The organism is Haloarcula sp. H-GB5 (assembly GCF_054850705.1).
In genome coordinates this window covers 216,249-234,806 of sequence record NZ_JBTWBG010000003.1, presented here as the reverse complement: position 1 = coordinate 234,806, position 18,558 = coordinate 216,249, and the positions used below count along the sequence as shown (strand labels likewise).

The 18,558-nt window shown below is 57.3% G+C and carries 18 protein-coding genes and 1 pseudogene; 14 read left to right on the top strand and 5 right to left on the bottom strand.

Going from position 1 to position 18,558, the window contains the following annotated elements:
• Positions 1–171: 171 nt before the first annotated feature.
• Positions 172–825: a helix-turn-helix domain-containing protein gene (locus tag ACYJ11_RS16560; RefSeq protein WP_461648603.1), complete on the bottom strand. Its 654-nt coding sequence runs from the start codon at positions 823–825 to the stop codon at positions 172–174.
• Between the two features lie 407 nt (positions 826–1,232).
• Here ACYJ11_RS16560 and ACYJ11_RS16555 point away from each other — a divergent pair, with 407 nt between their 5' ends.
• Positions 1,233–1,400: a hypothetical protein gene (locus ACYJ11_RS16555; RefSeq protein WP_461648602.1), complete on the top strand. Its 168-nt coding sequence runs from the start codon at positions 1,233–1,235 to the stop codon at positions 1,398–1,400.
• A gap of 186 nt (positions 1,401–1,586) precedes the next feature.
• Here the strand turns inward: ACYJ11_RS16555 and ACYJ11_RS16550 are convergent.
• Together ACYJ11_RS16550 and ACYJ11_RS16545 are read right to left on the bottom strand one after the other, a co-directional pair.
• Positions 1,587–1,823: pseudogene (locus ACYJ11_RS16550) on the bottom strand (MFS transporter); the annotation flags it as partial.
• 551 nt (positions 1,824–2,374) lie between these two features.
• Complete coding sequence (locus tag ACYJ11_RS16545; RefSeq protein WP_005532992.1) at positions 2,375–3,157, bottom strand: IclR family transcriptional regulator; 783 nt, start codon at positions 3,155–3,157, stop codon at positions 2,375–2,377.
• Positions 3,158–3,686: 529 nt separating this feature from the next.
• Between ACYJ11_RS16545 and ACYJ11_RS16540 the strand changes: the two genes are divergently transcribed.
• The 12 genes from ACYJ11_RS16540 (at position 3,687) to ACYJ11_RS16485 (ending at position 16,065) form a co-directional block, all read left to right on the top strand.
• Positions 3,687–4,784, top strand: coding sequence for an ABC transporter ATP-binding protein (locus ACYJ11_RS16540; protein WP_461648601.1), 1,098 nt, complete (start codon positions 3,687–3,689; stop codon positions 4,782–4,784).
• A 1-nt stretch (position 4,785) separates the two neighbouring features.
• Positions 4,786–5,586, top strand: coding sequence for a creatininase family protein (locus ACYJ11_RS16535; protein WP_461648600.1), 801 nt, complete (start codon positions 4,786–4,788; stop codon positions 5,584–5,586).
• A 55-nt stretch (positions 5,587–5,641) separates the two neighbouring features.
• Entirely contained in the window at positions 5,642–7,000 is a 1,359-nt protein-coding gene (locus ACYJ11_RS16530; protein ID WP_461648727.1) for an ABC transporter substrate-binding protein, read from the top strand.
• 9 nt (positions 7,001–7,009) lie between these two features.
• Positions 7,010–7,948 carry a carbohydrate ABC transporter permease gene (locus ACYJ11_RS16525; RefSeq protein ID WP_461648599.1) on the top strand — a complete coding sequence of 313 codons (939 nt, stop codon included), beginning with the start codon at positions 7,010–7,012 and terminating at the stop codon, positions 7,946–7,948.
• Positions 7,945–8,790 carry a carbohydrate ABC transporter permease gene (locus ACYJ11_RS16520; protein ID WP_461648598.1) on the top strand — a complete coding sequence of 282 codons (846 nt, stop codon included), beginning with the start codon at positions 7,945–7,947 and terminating at the stop codon, positions 8,788–8,790. The genes ACYJ11_RS16525 and ACYJ11_RS16520 overlap by 4 nt, the downstream gene beginning before the upstream one ends.
• Positions 8,791–8,830: 40 nt before the next feature.
• Positions 8,831–9,979 carry a hypothetical protein gene (locus ACYJ11_RS16515; RefSeq protein ID WP_461648597.1) on the top strand — a complete coding sequence of 383 codons (1,149 nt, stop codon included), beginning with the start codon at positions 8,831–8,833 and terminating at the stop codon, positions 9,977–9,979.
• A 127-nt stretch (positions 9,980–10,106) separates the two neighbouring features.
• Complete coding sequence (locus ACYJ11_RS16510) at positions 10,107–11,276, top strand: mandelate racemase/muconate lactonizing enzyme family protein (protein WP_461648596.1); 1,170 nt, start codon at positions 10,107–10,109, stop codon at positions 11,274–11,276.
• Positions 11,277–11,325: 49 nt separating this feature from the next.
• Positions 11,326–12,168 carry an SDR family NAD(P)-dependent oxidoreductase gene (locus ACYJ11_RS16505; protein ID WP_461648595.1) on the top strand — a complete coding sequence of 281 codons (843 nt, stop codon included), beginning with the start codon at positions 11,326–11,328 and terminating at the stop codon, positions 12,166–12,168.
• A 10-nt stretch (positions 12,169–12,178) separates the two neighbouring features.
• Positions 12,179–12,553 carry a Rid family detoxifying hydrolase gene (locus tag ACYJ11_RS16500; RefSeq protein ID WP_461648594.1) on the top strand — a complete coding sequence of 125 codons (375 nt, stop codon included), beginning with the start codon at positions 12,179–12,181 and terminating at the stop codon, positions 12,551–12,553.
• Between the two features lies 1 nt (position 12,554).
• The gene (locus ACYJ11_RS16495; RefSeq protein ID WP_461648593.1) at positions 12,555–13,184 is read left to right on the top strand and encodes an HAD family hydrolase; all 630 of its coding nucleotides are present in this window, start codon (positions 12,555–12,557) and stop codon (positions 13,182–13,184) included.
• A 339-nt stretch (positions 13,185–13,523) separates the two neighbouring features.
• Entirely contained in the window at positions 13,524–14,456 is a 933-nt protein-coding gene (locus tag ACYJ11_RS16490; RefSeq protein WP_461648592.1) for a DMT family transporter, read from the top strand.
• A gap of 304 nt (positions 14,457–14,760) precedes the next feature.
• On the top strand, positions 14,761–16,065 hold the full coding sequence (locus ACYJ11_RS16485; RefSeq protein WP_188978632.1) for a dicarboxylate/amino acid:cation symporter: 1,305 nt from the start codon (positions 14,761–14,763) through the stop codon (positions 16,063–16,065).
• Positions 16,066–16,260: 195 nt separating this feature from the next.
• On the opposite strand, the gene epsC is transcribed toward ACYJ11_RS16485, so the two are convergent.
• Positions 16,261–17,124, bottom strand: coding sequence for a serine O-acetyltransferase EpsC (gene epsC, locus ACYJ11_RS16480; protein ID WP_188978634.1), 864 nt, complete (start codon positions 17,122–17,124; stop codon positions 16,261–16,263).
• A gap of 151 nt (positions 17,125–17,275) precedes the next feature.
• Here epsC and ACYJ11_RS16475 point away from each other — a divergent pair, with 151 nt between their 5' ends.
• Positions 17,276–17,476 carry a hypothetical protein gene (locus ACYJ11_RS16475; RefSeq protein WP_188978636.1) on the top strand — a complete coding sequence of 67 codons (201 nt, stop codon included), beginning with the start codon at positions 17,276–17,278 and terminating at the stop codon, positions 17,474–17,476.
• A gap of 42 nt (positions 17,477–17,518) precedes the next feature.
• Here the strand turns inward: ACYJ11_RS16475 and ACYJ11_RS16470 are convergent, their stop codons facing one another.
• The gene (locus ACYJ11_RS16470; RefSeq protein ID WP_461648591.1) at positions 17,519–18,412 is read right to left on the bottom strand and encodes a bifunctional methylenetetrahydrofolate dehydrogenase/methenyltetrahydrofolate cyclohydrolase; all 894 of its coding nucleotides are present in this window, start codon (positions 18,410–18,412) and stop codon (positions 17,519–17,521) included.
• Positions 18,413–18,558 lie beyond the last annotated feature (146 nt).

Below are 18,558 nucleotides of genomic sequence, written 5' to 3'. Positions count from 1 at the left end.
ACACCACCATCAGATAGGACCAACATCTGTCCCGGTGACTCTCCTTTGGACGATTTTATGCACATACTCTAGAATCCACTTTCAAACGCGGTTCGATGTCATGGGAGTTGGCTTAAATCGGCAAAAGATTGGAAGTGCCTTCCGAGCGCTTCCAGTGGTTGATCTGTGAACTCATTCCTCTCTGTCAATTATTGTTGCTGCAATGAGGTTTCGCATTCCCCGCCGGAGCCGGCCGCTCATTGCTGTCGAGGACAGTCCGATTTCATCGGCGACTTCGTTCAAGGAAATATCTCTGGGTTCTCCGAAATAGCCGTTTTCGTATGCGGTTGTCAGCGCGATCCGCTGTTCATCGGTCAACCCGTACGATGACTCACCGCCGGTGTCCGTGTTTCCGTAGATTTCGATGATATCAAGCGAGATGTCGTTCTCGTTGGCATACTCCCAGATCGTATTGAGCGCTTCGCGGTCAGGGAGCAAGAGTCGGACGAGCCACCCGTTGCCCTTCGTCTCTGTATGGACGAGAAATCCGTTGACATCCGTGACGACAGAACTGATGAGTTTCGTTTCTGGAGTGTGTTCGATGTAGTATATACCCGTCTGGTCGGTCCAGTCGACGAGTTCGTAGCTCTGGACTGTCGGATCAGCATCGAGCATCTCTTCGAGTCGGTCTCTGTCCCGATACTCGATGAGGAACGGAAACACAGTGGAGCCCGGATCGGTATTCCCCTGCGTGATGACACGGATCGCTATGTCTTCGAGGTTCTGTAACGTTGGAACCAGAGCGAGGCGTTCGTGTTCGATGTGTATTTTCGTTGTTATTGACATTTTGTGGGACGGAGATTACAATCGAGGCGTCAAAGACGAATACTAGTTCGACAACGGAGCGTCATCATCTGTGAACTGCTGTATGTATGCGGGGTCTCCACGTCAATGTTTACATACACAGGTGCACTCACGAGGGTAAAATAAAAAGCTGACTGCAGTCGCAGATAGTGCCTGTCGTTTTAGCCAACTGTATTTTCACTAATGAGACCGATTCGACGGATACAGTCGGAGCGACGAAGAGACGTGAAACAACTTAGAACACTTGTCTCATTGAAATACTCAATTCGGCGAACAGCACACGTCTCTCTCGGAATCTGAATTAACAATCGTTTATAATTATCCGTAATAAACACCCGTAATTATCCCACGATGAGCTTAGAAGGCTGTACCCAGTATATTGTATTGATATGAGTAAACCACAAAACCATTCCACCGCCGATAGTAAGTTCTCAAGCTACGATTTCTATTTACCAGCAGTTGCACTACCACCGAATTTCAGTCGTATCGAGGCGGCTGTTTCCGACCTCTTCGACTTCCACGGCGTCGTGCTGATTCCGGAGAGTTACAACAAGTAATTCAGCCGCGTAGCATTGTATAGTCTATTTGAAATCCGTCTGACTGATCGAGGTTAGTCTGTCAGTTTATCCGCGACCGCTTCGACAGCGTCAACAGGAACGTCGTACTCGTCGGCGACCGCTTGTGCCTGTGCTGCCGAGAGTGATCCGTTTCCAGCGACTGTATTTTTGCTGGGTTCTCGAGGCTGTGACGACGACAGCGGTCCCGAACATGACTCCAACCAAGAGACCGGCAGCTGTTGGACCGACCTGTATCGAGTCCTGAATAAGCGGTGTGACGCTTGCGGGAACGATCTCGTAGGCTGCCAGTCCCATCTAAATCAGGCTCGCACCAGCCACGAGCCACCACGTCAAGTTGGCTGTGCGGACAGATGTCTCAGCAGCGGTATCCGAAATATCGGAATCAGTAGCCTGTGGTGTCATTCTGTCGGCGGGGCGTGTTTTGTCATCGCAGTATAGTGCTGGTATCGGAACTGGCAGTGAAAAACTCGGTCACTTCGAGTAGCGACCGTGTGGCAGGCGGTTCCCGAACCACACGGGAAGAACTGTGCTGTGTGGAGCAGTACCGACGGAGACTCACTATGTACAGATGAGATAACAGGGCGTATTGAAACCACATGACCTGAAGCGGCCGGTGCAGTGCTACCAAGCGCGGCGTACTATGAGTGTAGAATCCGCACGACACCAGCATACAAACAGGGCAAAGAACAAATCCATGTTTCCAAATTATAGATACAAGGGATTGACTCTGGGCCGATACGTTCTTATTTACGCTTTATTTTTCTTATTGGGCCGCCACCTAGACAGAACCTGATCCGTATTTGGCTGAACTGTAATCGGGTCGCGTGATTGAGGCGTGAAACCTGCGAGATTCAACAACTACTAGCCGAATTTTAGATTCAAAGCCTCAGCTAGATCGACGGTACTTCTCTGTTTTATTTGTGGTATCTAGCGCTTCAATATCGTATTCCAGGCTATCCATCTATCGTACTGTATTCGTAGTACTGGCTTCGAACTTCGATTTCGTTTTTCGTATATCGAAGCATCTCTAACAGGTTTGCCATATACCTAGAGGTGAATCTATCTCTGGGGCCAGTGATACCAAGCGAGACCATGACTTCCTGTTCGTCGTTGAATATCGGAACAGCAACACCTCGAACGCCCCTGAGATGCTCTTCGTCGTCTATCGCATAGCCCTGGTCACGGATTCGCTCGAGGGCCGCTTCGAGATCGGACCGGGATGACAACGTGGTATCAGTCCCCTTCGGAAGCCCATGGTCGGCAACGATTTCGTTTCGTTTCTCCACTGGAAGATGCGCCAGAATAACCTTGCCCAGCGATGTCCAGTGCATCTCGGTATGATTACCGATCGGGATTTCGTCGCCCGCAGCTTTTCCGCCCGAACTCCTGTAGAGGATGACCCGCTGTCCGTTCTCCTCGATGCCGGCACCGGCAATCTCGCCGGTTTCTCTGCTGAGTTCTTCAACTTTATTGCGAAGCAATCGGCCGATATCTAGTCGTTGCCGAACACTGCCACCGAGCTCCAGAAAGCGGAACGACCGGCGATACTGCCCGGATTCCTTGACAACGTAGTCCCGCTGGACAAGGGTATTGAGATGAATAAAGACGGTACTTGTAGGGATGTCAAGATGAGACGCAAGATCTGAAAGACCGATTGGTTCGAGTTTTCCGAGGGCAGCAAGGATATCCAGCGTCGTCTCAACCGCGCTGATTGTTTTGTTGTTCTGTGAGGGCATGGGTGCGCTTTTTTCTGCAGAGTAAAATAGATTCCTCCAAGAGACAAAATGTTTCCAATCACGTTGGAAGCAGGCGTTGTAGTCTGAGCTGCCCCGTCCTAACAAGGGTACGGATGTTATTTTCGTCAATCTCGCACTTCGAGTTGGGTGACAACATACCACATGAATCTGTGGAGTCCAGTATCCGACACCAGAATCAGCAGTCACAGGCACTCTAGCGTCGGTTTGAGTCATTCGTGTGTCTTGCGAGAGCTCGACGAGCGACTTTCAATCTCATTGAAAGAGATTGGAGGCGCCCTGATAGCCCGTTTTCTACAAAGTAGTAGGTCTCTGCTCCGTATTCTGCAACACGGTATGGGATCGTACCTATCGGTTTGATTTTTATCCTCAGTTCAGAACCGCTAGCTGCACAGTCATACCGGGCGTTACCCGACAGTCGCCCTGCGGGTTTCGATGTGATTGGTCTGCCCGGCTGTGCCAGTACTACCAACATTTATTAATGATGATTGCGATGCTTCTTCTACTCGGTATGAGCGAAGTTACACTATCAAACGTCAGCAAGGTATACGACGACAACGTCCTTGCAGTCGAAGACCTTTCTCTGGCCGTCGAGGATGGGGAGTTCGTCGTCGTTGTCGGACCATCCGGGTGCGGGAAGTCGACCACGCTTCGGATGATCGCCGGCCTCGAAACAGTCACCGACGGCGAGATCGCCATCGGTGGGGCCGTAGTCAACGACGTTCGCCCACAGGACCGGAACATTGCGATGGTGTTCCAGAGTTACGCCCTGTATCCGCATATGACCGTGCGGGAGAACATGTCCTTCGGGCTGGAGCTATCAGGCGAGTACGATGATCAGATCGAGCAACGCGTGACTGAAGCCGCCGAACTACTGGAGATTTCAGATCTCATGGATGACCTCCCGAAGCAACTCTCGGGTGGCCAGCAACAGCGCGTCGCGCTTGGGCGGGCTATCGTCCGTGACCCGGAGGTGTTTCTGATGGATGAACCGCTGTCGAACCTCGACGCGAAGCTGCGAACCCAGATGCGCACGGAGATCCAGCGGATCCAGGAGGAACTGGACGTGACGACAATTTACGTCACGCACGATCAGACGGAAGCGATGACGATGGCCGACCGGATCGTGATCCTCAATCAAGGCGAACTCCAGCAGGTTGCGCCACCGGAACGCTGCTACGATAAGCCCAACAACAAATTCGTTGCGGGGTTCATCGGATCACCGTCGATGAACTTCTTCGAAGTGAGTGTGACTAACAGCGGTGGGCGCGCGACGCTGCACTCGGCGACTGTCGAGTTCACGGTCGACCTTGATATTCCGGACGGGGAGTACACGCTGGGCGTACGGCCGGAGGATTTCGTCGCCGGAGACGCTGGGGAGTACATCGAGACAGTCGTCGATGTCGTAGAGCCCATGGGCTCTGACAACTTCCTCTATCTGGAGACTGCAGGCGGATCGAGCGAAGTCGTAGCCCGGGTCGATAGCGAATACCGTCCGGAGCGGGGCGACGAAATCGCGCTCGGGTTTCATACAGAGGATATGCATCTGTTTGGTCCCGATGGCGAGCGAGTGGAACTGAATCAGCCACAGCGGACAGAATCAGTGTAATATGTTGTACGATACTATCGGTCGGAAAGAGAGCGAGTGGGCTGGAATGACTGCGAGTCAGATCCGTGGAGTCGGCGAACAGTCGGGCTCTGTCCTCGTTATTCCCGTTGGAAGCGTCGAACAGCACGGGGACCACCTCCCGGTCGTCACCGACACACTTCTGGTTGAGGCGATGGTCGACACTGCTATCGAGCGACTGGACGACGTTCCTGTCGTCGTGACACCGCCAGTCTGGAGTGGGTTCTCACCACACCACCTGTCGTTCGGTGGGACTCTATCTCTCGAATTCGCACATCTGCGGGCTACACTCGAGGATATCGCCCACGCTGGCATCCAGAACGGATTCGATGCGGTGCTGTTCGTCAACGGCCATGGCGGGAACAGTTCTCTCATCGATGCTGTCGTGAGTACCGTGGGGGCCGACACGGATGCGGAAGTACTCGGGACGACGTACTTCCAGCTGGCATCGGATAGAATCGAGGAGATCCGAACGACCGAGACAGGCGGGATGGCCCACGGCGGCGAGTTCGAGACGTCCCTCATGCTCACGCTCCGACCGGACCTCGTTGGCGATCCGGCGGTCCGCGACGGCGAACCGATGGACGAACACTACAGATGGGGTGGGCAGGACTTGCTTGACGGGGGCAATGTCGCCGTCTATCGCTCGTTCGACGAGTATTCCTCGTCTGGAGCCATCGGGACGCCGAAGCAGGCGAGCGCGGAGACGGGTGAACGAATCCGCTCGGTTATCGGCGAAGAACTCGCGGTCCTCATGAGTGCGATTCACGAGCACAATGCGTGACCAATGAGCGACACAACACAAAGAACTATGTACATGGAAATAGGTGACATTAATGATGCAGCCCGATAACAACGACAGGTCTGTCGAGGATAGTATCGACCGCCGGCGGCTCCTCCAAGCACTTGGGGCAGGCGGCGCTATCGCCATCGCGGGGTGTAGCGGCGACGGTGGAAGCGGCGGTGACGGTGGAGATGGTGACAGTGGGAGCGGCGGTGATGGCGGCGACGGCGGTACGCAGAGCGTGCAGTTCCTCACGATGGGCGTCGGGGACAACATCAAGCAGTTCTTCGAGGAGAACAACACAGCCTTCGAAGACGAGCACGACGTCGACGTCGAGTTCACCAGCGTTACGTGGGACAACGCACGGCAAACCGTGAACAACCGTGTCGACGGCGGCGAAGCGCCCGATGTCAGTCGGTGGCCGGCGCGCTGGATCCCCCAACTCGTGGGTAAGGACGCGCTGGAGCCACTTGACGACATGATGGACGGGGAGTTCGGTGAACAGTTCTACGACGGCGTGGCCGAAGGGACGATGTACAACGGCTCCCACTACGGCGTGCCGTGGGCTGCCTCGAACAAGTGTCTCTACTACAACAAAGATGTCTTCGAGACAGCGGGACTCAACCCCGAGGACCCATCGCTCGATTCGTGGCAGGATATGCTGGATGCCGCAACGCAGATCCGTGACAGTGACGCGAGCGTCCCTGCACTGGGCCTTGCGGGGGCCGACGCGATCGAAACCGGGTCGCAGTACTACCACTACCACTGGTCACACGGCGCGGACCTCATCGACGACGAGGGAATGCCGGTCGTAAACTCCAGTGAGGCTGTCGATGCCCTCTCGTTGTACACCGACCTCCACCTCGAACACAACGTCACACAGTCGTCACCGCTCTCCTCGACGCGGCAGGACATCCGGCAACTGTTCGAGAACGGTGACCTCGGGATGGTCATCGGGCACGTGTATACGGGACTCAACATCACCGCCGCGAAGGAAAACGGTGAGGTCGACTTCGACTACGGTATCGTGCAGGTGCCGCGTGGTCCAGAGGGCCGGTACAGCCTGTTCACTATCGACACACTCGCCATCCTGAGTCAGAGCGAACACAAGGACCTCGCCCGGGACCTGATTCGGTTCTACTTCGACGAGGAGCGGCGGTTCCAGTACTCGAAGCAGAAAGGGTTCCTCCCCGTCGTCGAAGCCGTCGGCGAGCGCTCGTACTTCTCGGAATCGAAGAACTGGGGACCGTTCGTCGAGGCGGGGCAGTACGCCCGTGCCAGACCGAAGCTCGGCAATTTCAGCGAGTTCAACGACCGGATGGTCCAGGCGATTCAGGAAGCACTGGCGGACCGGAAGTCGCCACAGAAAGCGCTCAACGATGCCCAGAGTGATCTCGAAGATGCTATGGAGTGACAGACAGGGATGAGTCTGGCAGAGGAATACACGGAAACGTCCGATGACTCACGTCTCGAACGAGGGCTTGCGTACGTCCAGCGCAACAGCCGCGCGTACCTCCTCATCGCTCCCGCAGCGGTGTTCCTGCTGGCTGTCGTCGGGTATCCGATCATCGAGACGTTCCGGCTGTCGCTGTACCAGTCACCCGCCGACTCCAACATCGAGACGTTCGTTGGACTGCAACACTACGTCGAGATATTCAATAGCGACATCTTCTACCGGCTGCTCTGGCAGACCGGCCGCTGGGTCGTCGTTGGCGTCGCGGGCAAGACACTGCTGGGGCTGCTTATCGCCGTTCACATCAAGGGAGACATCCGCGGTCGGAAGTTCTTCCGCACGGCGTTTCTCATCCCGTGGGGGATTCCCTACGCGATCTCCGCTGTGGTGTTCCGGTGGATAGAGCACCCGCAGTTCGGCTACCTCAACGCGATATTGCTGAAACTCGGCATCATCGAACAGGGTATCGGGATCCTCGGAAACCCGAGTCTGGCGTGGCTCGGCGTCGTCGTGGCTGATATCTGGATCGGGACGCCGTTCATGGCGATCATCTTCCTTGCGGGGTTGCAGTCGATACCACAGGAGTTGTACGAGGCTGCCGCCATCGACGGTGCCGAGAAGTGGCACCAGTTCCGGTACATCACGCTCCCACAGCTGAAAAGCGTCGTCCTGATCGCCACGCTGCTGTCGACGATATGGACGTTCGTCAGCTTCGACGTCATCTGGACGATGACCGGCGGCGGACCGATCAGTTCGACGGCGACGCTCGTCATCCACATCTATCAGGTGGGCCTCCAGAACGGAAATCTCGGGCGCGGAGCCGCCTACAGTGTCATCGGGTTCCTGTTCCTGTTCGTCTTTGCCATCATCTACCTGCGCATCTACACGCGCGGAGGTGACGAACTATGACGATGGCAGGCCACGACCGGAGCAGTCTCCGCAAAGTCCGGCTCTACGGCGTGTTGATCGGACTGCTCGGGCTCATGATGTTGCCGTTCTACGCGATGTTCTCGAGTACGCTCAAGCCGGAGTCGGAGATATTCGCTGCGCCGGCGACACTGGTCCCCAGCGACCCCAGCCTCCAGGCGTACCTGCAGGTCTGGACACAGACCGACGTGTTGCTCTGGGTCGGGAACAGCTTCATCATCTCGGTAGGGACGGTCGTGTTGACGCTTCTGCTGGCGATACCAGCCGCCTACTCGTGTGCCCGGAACGACTTCGTGGGGAAGCGAACCTTCCTCCTCGCCGTGCTGGTCGTTCAGATGTTCGCACCGGTCGTGTTGATCGTCGGTCTCTTCGACGTTATCACGCAACTGGGGCTGTTCAACACCTATCTGGCTGTGATCGTTCCAGCAGCGGCGTTCACGCTGCCGTTCAACGTCTGGATGCTGTACGGGTACTTCAAGACCATCCCCGTCGCGCTCGAGGAATCAGCCCGTATCGACGGTGCGAGCCAACTGCAGATCCTGACGAAGATCGTACTCCCGCTGACGAAGCCAGCGCTTGTCGCCAGTATCACCTACACGTTCCTCTACGCGTGGAATCGGCTGCTGTTCGTGCTCACCTTCCTCACTGACAGTGCGAAGTACAACATCCCACGCGGTGTCTTCTCGATGGTCGGTGCGTTGCAGACCGACTGGCGGATGATGCTCACCGTCTCTGTCATCGGTATTATCCCGCTATTGATCCTCTTCGCCTTCTTGGAGGAGTATATCGTGGCTGGCATGACAGCTGGCGCGGTCAAGGAGTAACCGCCTCTACCTTTATTATCACCGCGACAGTGGTTCACGTATGGAATTCGCGATGTGGGCGTACCCGTGGGACCTGCTCGACGAGGGGCCAGCCGAAGTAGAGACGCGACTGCGTGACATCGGCATCGACGAGCTGAACCTCGCGACGAACTATCACACTGTGCAGGCGTTTACGCCACACAATCCGGAGCGGCGAACGCTGTTTGCCCGCGCGAGTTCGTATTTCGAGCCAGGCCCGGAGTACGGGGACCTCGAACCGGTTCCGTACGAGCGGATGGACGGGGACTGGGTCGCGGACGTCGCCACCAGCTTATCGGAGATGACACTCAATTCCTGGACAGTCGGCTGCCACAACTCCCGGCTCGGGATGGCCAACCCGGAGTACACACTGGAATCTGCACACGGTGACGACCTGATCTTTGGCCTGTGTCCGTCCCAGCCCGCAGTCCAGACGTATCTCTCGGCACTGGTCTCGGATCTGTCGTCCCGCGATGAGTTCGCTCGGATCGAACTGGAAACGTTCGATTACTTCTACGGAACGGGCTTTGGCTGGCACCACCAGAAGATTCACGCGCAGTTGGGCGTACTCGGAGAGTTCCTACTCGGAGTGTGTTTCTGTCCACACTGTCAGGAGAATGCGACAGCCGCGGGTGTCGATACTGAACGGGCACGCGAAACAGTAGCCAATACACTGGACGCTATCGTCGCCGGCGATGTGTCACATGACCGCTCACCGGAGGCTTGGCTTGCGGACCACAGTACTGTCGCTGCATACGTCGATGTCCGCGAACGGACGCTGGCGTCACTGTACGCCTCGCTGGCTGACGCCGCGGGAAAGACACCGCTTGGCTACTACGTCGGCGCACCGGAACCCGGCCGCGAGTGGATCGTCGGGGCTGACCTGCAAGCGCTCTCGGACCACGTCGATTACTACTGCCTGCCAGCTTACGAGTCATCAAGTGACGCAGTCATAGATGCCTATAACGCCGTTGAGACAGTGATCGATGACGTGCCACTCCACGTCGGTCTCCTGCCGGGCCATCCGGCTATCGACGACGAGGCTACCGTGGTCGATATCGTCGAAACGCTCGACTCGAAGGGAGTGCCGCGCCTCTCGTTCTATAATTACGGACTGCTTCCGGAGCAGTCACTGGAGTGGGTCGAAACAGCCATCGAGACAGTGGCCTGATATTGTCGGGTGATATCCCGTCAAGAGCGGTGCTGCCACGGCGTAGCGATATCCTCACGCGGTTACACCCAGCAGTACGAGCGGGGGAAGCGGTACTTTGATATCGGTTCCCGAACGACAGAAGTGCATGGAGATAACCGGCGTGTCAGCGGTAACTGTAGATGTACCGTTGGCTGACTTGGATGAGCATCTCGGCATCGGGCCGTACGTGACCAACCACGGGAAACTACACTCGATGGAACGCGTCCTCGTCCGTGTCGACACAGATGAGGGGATCAGCGGCTGGGGCGAGATGCGCGTCTTCCTGTCACCATCGGCCACCGAGTCGATTATCGAAGACGGCGTCGGACCGATGATTCAGGGCCAGTCACCGTTCGAAATCGAGCGACTCCGTCGACAGGTGTTCGTCGAGTACACGAACGTCGATATGTTCTTTGCCGCCGTCGAAACAGCCTGCTGGGATATTGTTGGGAAAGCCCTCGATAAACCGGTGTACGAACTGCTCGGCGGATGGACAGCACCGACACAGGGGGCTCAGCAACACCGTCAAAGCGTCGATGGCAACAGTACTGCACCCGCTGACGTCCCCGTTGCCTTCTGTCTCGGCATCCTCTCACCCGAGGAGTCCCGTATCAAGGCGCGAGAAGCGCTCGAAGCTGGCTTCACTGTCCTCAAAACGAAGGCTGGGCGGGACTGGCGACAGGACGTCGAGCGAATCAAAGCGATGCACGATGAGGTCGACGGGCAACTGGAGTTCCGACTCGACCCGAACCAGGGCTGGACGCTCGATCAGGCGGTTCGGGTCGGCGCGATGCTCGAAGACGAGGGTATCTACTTACAGTACATGGAACAGCCGATTCGGGTCGATTCACACACGTCGCTAGCTCGGCTCCGTCAGCGGCTCCGTCAACCGATCGCGCCGAACGAGGACACTTATATTTCGCATAATCTGCAGTCGCTCGTGGAAGCTGGTGCGATGGATGTCGGCGTTATCGACCTGACCCCGGCCGGCGGCATCAGTGGGATTCGACAGCAGGCCGCTATCCTCGAAGACGCTGGAGTTCCCTTTACCCACCACTGTGCGTTCGATTTGGGGATTCGGACTGCGGCGATCCTCCACGGGGTCACCGGCATCCCGGGCTTTTCACTGCCCCCGGATTCGACGTACTACGGCTGGGAAGCGGACGTCATCGAGGCACCGTTCGAGGTCAGCGACGGCTGCCTCCCAGCCCCTGAGGGACCCGGCCTCGGTATCACTGTGGATATGACTGCCATCGAGGAGTATCGAGTCACATGAGCGGCCAAGAGCAACTTTCAAGAGGGCAGCTTACGTGGGTGGCCCTGTCATGGTAGAGCTATCATTAGCGGACCGGCCGGCCATTGTGACTGGCGCGTCGCGGGGTATCGGGCGCGAAATCGCAGCCCGGTTCGCCGAAGCGGGTGGCGACGTCGTCGTCTGCTCGCGCACCTACGAGGATGTGGAAGCGGTTGCGACGGAGCTAACCGACACACACGAGGGCCGCGTCGTCCCGGTCGAGTGTGACGTTACAGACCCGAAGGCAGTGCGGAATCTCGTCGACACGGCCATCGAAGAATTCGGGGACATCCGCGTGCTTGTGAACAACGCTGGCGGGGCAGACGAGTCCGCCAACCTGTTGCACCGGTGTGACGAGGAGACCTTCGAATCGATGGTCGACTTGAATCTGAAGAGCCAGTTCCTCCTGAGCAAAGAGGTACTGCCAGCAATGGTCGCCGCTGGCGGCGGCTCGATAATCCACATGGGCTCGGTCAACGGCCTGTTCGGTATCGGTCTCTCCGGCTACTCCGAGGCGAAAAGCGGACTCCTGGCGCTCTCACGAAATATCGCTGCCCACTACGGGCAGCACGGGATTCGCTCGAACGTTATTTCAGCGGCGACCATCGAAACAGCGAACAGGCGGGCAGAGATGAAAAACACGGAGGAACGGACCGGTGAAACGAGCGCCCGGGAGCGCTGGCTCGACCAGTATCCACTCGGTCGGTTCGGCACACCGCGGGAAGTCGCTGATACGACGCTGTTCCTTGCCTCCGAAATGTCGAGCTTTGTTACCGGTGAGAACCTGGTACTCGACGGCGGATTGACGACGAGCCTGCCGACATCGTTCATCAACGAAGTCTACGACGCGGACGATCAGCCGACAACAAATTGAGACAACATCCATGGAAGAACTAACAACTGACGACGCACCCGATAGTATCGGCCCGTACTCGCAAGGAATCGCCAGCGGTGACCGTATTTATGTTTCCGGACAGGGGCCAGTCGACCCAGACACCGGCGAGGTGATCAAGGGCACACCTGGTGAACAGACCCGACGCACACTCCAGAACGTCGCTGCCGTACTGCAGGCCGGTGGCGCTTCGCTCGACGATGTGGTGAAATCGACGGTGTTCGTGAAGGATATGCGGTACTACGACGAGGTGAATGAGGTGTACGGTGAACTCATGTCTCCCCCCTATCCCGCTCGCAGCGCCGTGGAAGTCGTTAGGTTGCCAGTGGATATCGAGGTTGAGATAGAAGTTATTGCAGAACGGTAGCATGTCGCATCTGGTAGTGTTCGACCTCGACGGGACGCTCACTCGACAGCGCGGTGGGTTCGAGCTATTGCACACCCTCTATGGAACGACGCCGGAAGCTGAGACGCTGATGGACCGGTTCGAGGCTGGAGAAATTACGTTTGCAGAGTGGTGTCGAGGAGCGGTCGATGTGTGGCGTGCGAACGATGTCACCAAGTCGGACATCGAGCGCGCGACCAGTGCTGTCAAGCCGAAAGCAGGTGCTGTCGACCTCCTCAAACACCTCCAGGGAACGGATGTCCGATTCGGCATCCTCAGTGCCGGCGTGGCAAACCTTGCGACACAGTTCGAACCGTACGAACCGGCGTTTATTCGTGGAAACTGGCTTCGGTTCGAGGATGGACGTGTTTCGGGTATCGATGTCGGTGTCGGTCCAGACGAGAAGGGAGAATTACTGAGAAAGATTCGAATACAGCAGAACCCCCCATCGATCACCTATATCGGCGACTCACACACAGATACGGAGGCGTTCGTCGAGGCAGATACCGCGGTGTTGTTCGACCCGGATGAGCGCGTTCCTGAAACAGCAATCGATGCAGCGGATACAATAATCGAAAGTGCGAATATAAGAGAGGTACGGACTACATTCTAATAGTGTATCCCAATACCAACTGATGGAGATATATACGCTCAAATGTGTCCCTTCTTCACTTGCTTTTGCAATATATGTTATCATAAACCTAATATACTAGTCCATATAGCATAGAGTATATCCAAATATCTGTTCTTAGGAAGGCCTGGCTTTCAATGTGGGAACTGGATCGCTATCGACGTTACTCACTGGTGTACTGATCCCGACCGTGGATTACACGGACAAATGCAGCCCGATCATCAACACCACGTCAGGTGGTCGCTGGCGCAGTGGCAACGTCTAGCAATTTGTAACCGGATTCGACGGCCATTTTAGCGTCGGGCGGTGATCGACAACTGAATGAGTCGCTATAGAACGACAGGTTGCTTTCTCCTCCTGGCTGCAATCTGGGGTACTGCATTCATGGCGACAGATGTCGGCCTCGCCGACCTGCCGCCGGTACCGTTCGCTGCCGTCCGCTTTGACATCGCCTCCGTCCTCCTGTTTGCCGCGTTGGCCATCACAGGTTCACTAGAACGGCCACAGACCCGCGATGACTACGTGTATGTCCTCGCTGGTGGGACACTTATGATTGGCGTGCATCACGTATTCCTGTTCACCGGGCAACAGTACGTCACCGGAGCCGTCGCCGCCGTCCTGCTCGGTCTCGTTCCCGTCGTGACGCCCGCGCTCACGAAGCTCGCATCCAGCGATGACACGTTCACCGCGAATACTGGCGTCGGCGTAGTACTCGGGTTCGTCGGCGTTGTCGTCATTGCTGATCCTGACCCAGCGAATCTCATCAGCAGTACTATTGGAATCGGGCTCGTGTTTGCGGCAGCGCTGGCGTTTGCCGTCCCGGCCGTCGTGACGCACGACACCAGCCCGTCGATATCGTTTCTGGCCACGCAAGCATGGTTGATGGCTATCGGGGCCGTTGTCCTCCATGTTACCGTGCTCGCGCTCCCCGGACAGTCGTTTGCAGACGCATCGTGGACACCGTCTGCGGTTGCGGCGCTGTTGTATTTGGCTGTCGTCGCCGGTATCGGCGGCTTCCTGCTGTACTTCCGGCTACTTGACCAGCTGGGTCCTATCGAGATGAGCTTCATCGAGTACGTGATTCCGCTGTTCGCCGCGCTTGCCGGCTGGCTCGTGCTCGACCAGCAGGTCACGCTCGCCACTGTCGGTGGGTTCGCGTGTATCCTGCTGGGATTCATCGCGGCGAAGTGGACGGCGTTGCGAGCGGAACTGCGTCGGGTCGTCGAGCCGAAAACCAGTCCACCGGCTGACTGATCGGGAACAGAGCCTGCAGGCTATCAGTTGGTGGCCGATGCTGCCGGATTCAAAGAAATCGACAGTGGATCGAAAGGCGGTAAGAATGACCGCCAGACCGGAGTGGCAACGGCGTCGCGCTTCTGGAGACAACTGAATTGCAACCGCTATTTTGCTATCTTTTCAGGGGATCACGGGCAGTACTTGGCATTTGATAATAAACCCGGCTCCAAACGGAATCTTGTAAGAGCAGACCGCATCATAGCCGCGTGCACATACTGGCGGGGCTAACGGGTTTTTATAAGACTACCCGTTGCTGTGTAATATGATACAACCCATTCGCACGCTATGGAGCCGGTATCGATCTATCCCGCTCATCTGGCGCATCTTTGTCGCCTTCGTACTGGGCGCAGGTGCCGGTATCGCATTCGGGGAACAGATGGCTGTAGTCAGACCAGTGGGCGACCTCTTCCTTCGTCTGCTCAATATGCTGGTCATCCCGATTATCGTCTTCACACTGCTGACCGGGATTCGGCAGCTTTCGCCCGCAAAGCTCGGAAAGATCGGCGGTGCGACAGTCGGTCTCTACGCCCTGACGACGACTCTCGCAGGTATTATTGGTCTCGCGGTTGCAAACGTTCTCCAGCCGGGCCGTGGGCTCGAATTCGGCGGCGGTGAAGCGCAATCGCAAGCACCGCCGTCGTTGCTGGATGTGGTTCTCGGAATCGTGCCGAACAATCCCGTCGCGGCGCTCGCAGAGGGGAATCTGCTGGCGACGGTGTTTTTCGTCATCGTCTTCGGAATCGCGCTGACATACGTCCGCGCCCAGCAGGACGCGCTCGCAGAGAGTGTCGATTCAGTGTTCGAGGCCTTCGAAGTGGGTGCTGAAGCGATGTTCGTCATCGTTCGAGGGGTCCTTGAATTCGGTGTACTCGGCGTGTTCGCGCTGATGGCGTCCGGCATCGGCACTGAAGGTATCGGCCTGTTCTCCTCACTGGGCGAGCTCGTGTTGGCAGTCACTATTGCAATCGTCATTCACATCGGCTTCACTTATCTCGTTTTCCTGATGGGCGTGGTTGCCGATGTCTCCCCGATTGCGTTCCTCAGCGGGGCAAGAGATGCGATGGTGACTGCGTTCGCGACTCGGTCGTCGAGCGGAACGCTCCCCGTCACGATGCGTAATGCGGACGAAGACCTGCAGATCGCCGAACGCGTGTATTCGTTCACACTTCCAGTCGGGGCAACGGCGAACATGGACGGGGCCGCGATTCGGCAGGCAATCACCGTGATGTTCGCCGCGAACGTCGTCGGACAGCCACTGGTGCTTACTGAACAGGTTTTCGTGTTGATCGTGGCTGTCCTCATCAGCATCGGCACCGCTGGCGTTCCGGGAGCGGGCATTGTCATGCTCACTGTAATTCTCACGCAGGTCGGCCTCCCGCTGGAGGTCGTTGGGTTCGTCGCCGGCGTTGACCCGATCCTCGGACGGATTGCGACGATGAACAACGTTACTGGCGACCTCGCGGTTTCGACCGTTGTAGGGAAGTGGAACGACGGACTCGACCTTGGTGAGGGCGTCTGGTCACGAAATCTGAGCGGAGTCGCCGAGTTCGTTCCCGGTGATGACTAGAGGGCAGCGGTAGAAACAGACCCTAATGCTGGTACAGTTGTTATTCTAATCTATAAGAACAGAACCACGTCTCGTGGCTGGACTGATAACGCCAGTATGAGGGGATCTGGGACGATCACACCAGTTAGAAGCGTTTTTCCGGCCAATTCGTCGGATCGCTACAGTCTCAGAAACCGCGCAGTACCAGTTTCAACGTTATTTCGTTCGTTTCCGTTCCTGCGTCGGGTGGTCCGTGACGTACACTTTCGTATCGTCCGGAACGTCGTCGGTGACCCAGGAGTTCGCTCCGATGCTAACGTGGTCGCCGACACTAATAGCGCCCAAGACTTTCGTGCCCGCGCCGATGACGACGTGATCGCCGATATCCGGATGCCGTTTGTATCCCTTCTTGAGTCTGTGTTCGTCGCTCTCGTCGGCTTCGAAGTGTAGTGCGCCAAGCGTCACGTCCTGATAGAGACGGACCCACTCCCCGACAGTGGTGGTTTCGCCAATGACGACACCGGTTCCGTGGTCGATGAAGAAGTGGTCGCCAATTTCGGCGCCGGGGTGGATGTCGATGCCGGTCTCAGTCTTGGCGTATTCGGTGAGTTCGCGAGCGTACTCGGACGCCCCAGCTTCGTAGAGGGTGTGTGCGACTCGTTGGACGAGTATCGCCATAAACCCCGGATAGGACCGGATGATCTCCATGTACGTCTTCGCCGCCGGGTCGCCTTTGAACGCGGCCTCGACGTCTTTTTTGAGTCGAGCGCGAACAGTCGGGAGTTGGTCGATGACCGTGGCGACTGTCTCTGCCGGGTCCGACCCCGAGTACGGTCTGATACCCGAATAGAAGAGCCCGCCGAGGGTATCAAGCTGATCCAGAACAGCGAGTTCGTCCCGGACCAGTGCGGCAGCGTTCCAGCAGGTCGGAAAGAACAGTCGCTTGAGGATGTCGACCTCCGCTCGGCGGTGTTCTCGCCGCGGGAATTCCATCTGAGTCTGGGTAGGGAACGGCGCTTCGTCAGCCTGATACGCCGCGAACAGTCTCTCGTGTGTGTCGCCTGTGTAACAGTAGTCCATATCGGATTATCGGGCCGAAGCATCTTAGTATTGAAACAACAGTTGTCTTTTCGACCACATGTTGTGTTCTCGCGAGCAGAGTAGCCCTGAAAACGAGCAGAATCTCACAGTGAGAGGTAGCTATTTGATACTGGCTTGTCATCGAGTCAGTATGAACGGCGAGTGCTACTTCTGTCACGGCATCGTTTCAGCACCGGAGGACGGCCACATCTGGCTGCGTGAACACGACAGCCACGAGGTGTACATGCACGAACAGTGTGCCAGCGGACACAACGTCATCGAAGGGGGACAGAACCCGGCGGGTGAACTCCTGATTACGTGCCCGGAGTGTGGCGAAGTCGAAACAGTGTAACAGCCCACGCGGGTAGTTCTGCGAACGGGCAGCAGTCCCGACCTACGGGAGTGTAATATCGACGCCGGACTGCAGGCTAGCCGCTTTCACCGTGTTGTACATCAGCATCGCAATGGTGAGCGGGCCAACACCGCCAGGGACTGGGGTGATGGCGTCCGCTTTTGCTTTGGCGCTCTCGAAATCCACGTCCCCGACGAGTTCGTACCCCTTGTCCGTGTCAGCGTCGACCCGGTTAATTCCGACGTCGATGACCGTCGTGCCCTCCGAGAGCATCGACCCGTCTATCATTTCCGGCACCCCGGCGGCAGCGATCACGATGTCGGCGTTACGAGTCTTTTCGGCAAGATCGTCAGTTCGCGAGTGACACACAGTCGTCGTCGCGTTGCCACCCGTCCCGTACTGGATAAGCAGGTTCGCCATCGGTTTGCCGACGATGTCCGAGCGGCCGACCACGACGGCGTCTTTCCCCGCCGTCTCGACACCAGTTTCGGCCAGTATTTTCTGTATTCCGTGGGGCGTGCAAGGTTTGTATCGCGCGTTCCCCGCGACGAGCCGGCCCACGTTTTCGGGGTGGAACCCATCGACATCTTTCATCGGGTCGATGCGATCCAGCACGTCACGCTTGTTCACGTGGTCGGGGACCGGCATCTGGACGAGGATTCCGTGAACAGCCGGGTCCGCGTTCAGTTCGTCGATGGTCCCAAACAGCGTCTCGGCCGGTTCGTCCGCGCTGATTTCGTAATGGAACCCCTCGATGCCGATCTCCTCACAGGCCTGTTGTTTCATCGAGACGTACGTCTCACTCGCGCCGTCATCGCTCATCAGCACCGTCGCCAGCCCCGGTGTGACGCCCTCGCTGATGAGTGTGTCTGTACAGGCCGCGACGCCGTCGGTGATCTGGTCGCCGATCTCGTTACCGTCGATTATTGTAGTCATTATTGCTGTGTTCGCCATCAGCCCGGGAGTCCCCGATCATGCGTCCAGACCGGGAACCGCTGCTGGACGGTCGGCTGTCGGGGCCGGGCAAGCGTTCGATAGCCGTCTCAAACCCCGCAGGTATAGTGGGTGATGTGGAATAGTCC

Excerpts from the sequence above, each read along its gene's own strand:
- ACYJ11_RS16560 (WP_461648603.1), bottom strand. The coding sequence starts at position 825 with ATGTCAATAACAACGAAAATACACATCGAACACGAACGCCTCGCTCTG.
- ACYJ11_RS16555 (WP_461648602.1), top strand. The coding sequence starts at position 1,233 with ATGAGTAAACCACAAAACCATTCCACCGCCGATAGTAAGTTCTCAAGC.
- ACYJ11_RS16545 (WP_005532992.1), bottom strand. The coding sequence starts at position 3,157 with ATGCCCTCACAGAACAACAAAACAATCAGCGCGGTTGAGACGACGCTG.
- ACYJ11_RS16540 (WP_461648601.1), top strand. The coding sequence starts at position 3,687 with ATGAGCGAAGTTACACTATCAAACGTCAGCAAGGTATACGACGACAAC.
- ACYJ11_RS16535 (WP_461648600.1), top strand. The coding sequence starts at position 4,786 with ATGTTGTACGATACTATCGGTCGGAAAGAGAGCGAGTGGGCTGGAATG.
- ACYJ11_RS16530 (WP_461648727.1), top strand. The coding sequence starts at position 5,642 with ATGCAGCCCGATAACAACGACAGGTCTGTCGAGGATAGTATCGACCGC.
- ACYJ11_RS16525 (WP_461648599.1), top strand. The coding sequence starts at position 7,010 with ATGAGTCTGGCAGAGGAATACACGGAAACGTCCGATGACTCACGTCTC.
- ACYJ11_RS16520 (WP_461648598.1), top strand. The coding sequence starts at position 7,945 with ATGACGATGGCAGGCCACGACCGGAGCAGTCTCCGCAAAGTCCGGCTC.
- ACYJ11_RS16515 (WP_461648597.1), top strand. The coding sequence starts at position 8,831 with ATGGAATTCGCGATGTGGGCGTACCCGTGGGACCTGCTCGACGAGGGG.
- ACYJ11_RS16510 (WP_461648596.1), top strand. The coding sequence starts at position 10,107 with ATGGAGATAACCGGCGTGTCAGCGGTAACTGTAGATGTACCGTTGGCT.
- ACYJ11_RS16505 (WP_461648595.1), top strand. The coding sequence starts at position 11,326 with ATGGTAGAGCTATCATTAGCGGACCGGCCGGCCATTGTGACTGGCGCG.
- ACYJ11_RS16500 (WP_461648594.1), top strand. The coding sequence starts at position 12,179 with ATGGAAGAACTAACAACTGACGACGCACCCGATAGTATCGGCCCGTAC.
- ACYJ11_RS16495 (WP_461648593.1), top strand. The coding sequence starts at position 12,555 with ATGTCGCATCTGGTAGTGTTCGACCTCGACGGGACGCTCACTCGACAG.
- ACYJ11_RS16490 (WP_461648592.1), top strand. The coding sequence starts at position 13,524 with ATGAGTCGCTATAGAACGACAGGTTGCTTTCTCCTCCTGGCTGCAATC.
- ACYJ11_RS16485 (WP_188978632.1), top strand. The coding sequence starts at position 14,761 with ATGATACAACCCATTCGCACGCTATGGAGCCGGTATCGATCTATCCCG.
- epsC (WP_188978634.1), bottom strand. The coding sequence starts at position 17,124 with ATGGACTACTGTTACACAGGCGACACACACGAGAGACTGTTCGCGGCG.
- ACYJ11_RS16475 (WP_188978636.1), top strand. The coding sequence starts at position 17,276 with ATGAACGGCGAGTGCTACTTCTGTCACGGCATCGTTTCAGCACCGGAG.
- ACYJ11_RS16470 (WP_461648591.1), bottom strand. The coding sequence starts at position 18,412 with ATGACTACAATAATCGACGGTAACGAGATCGGCGACCAGATCACCGAC.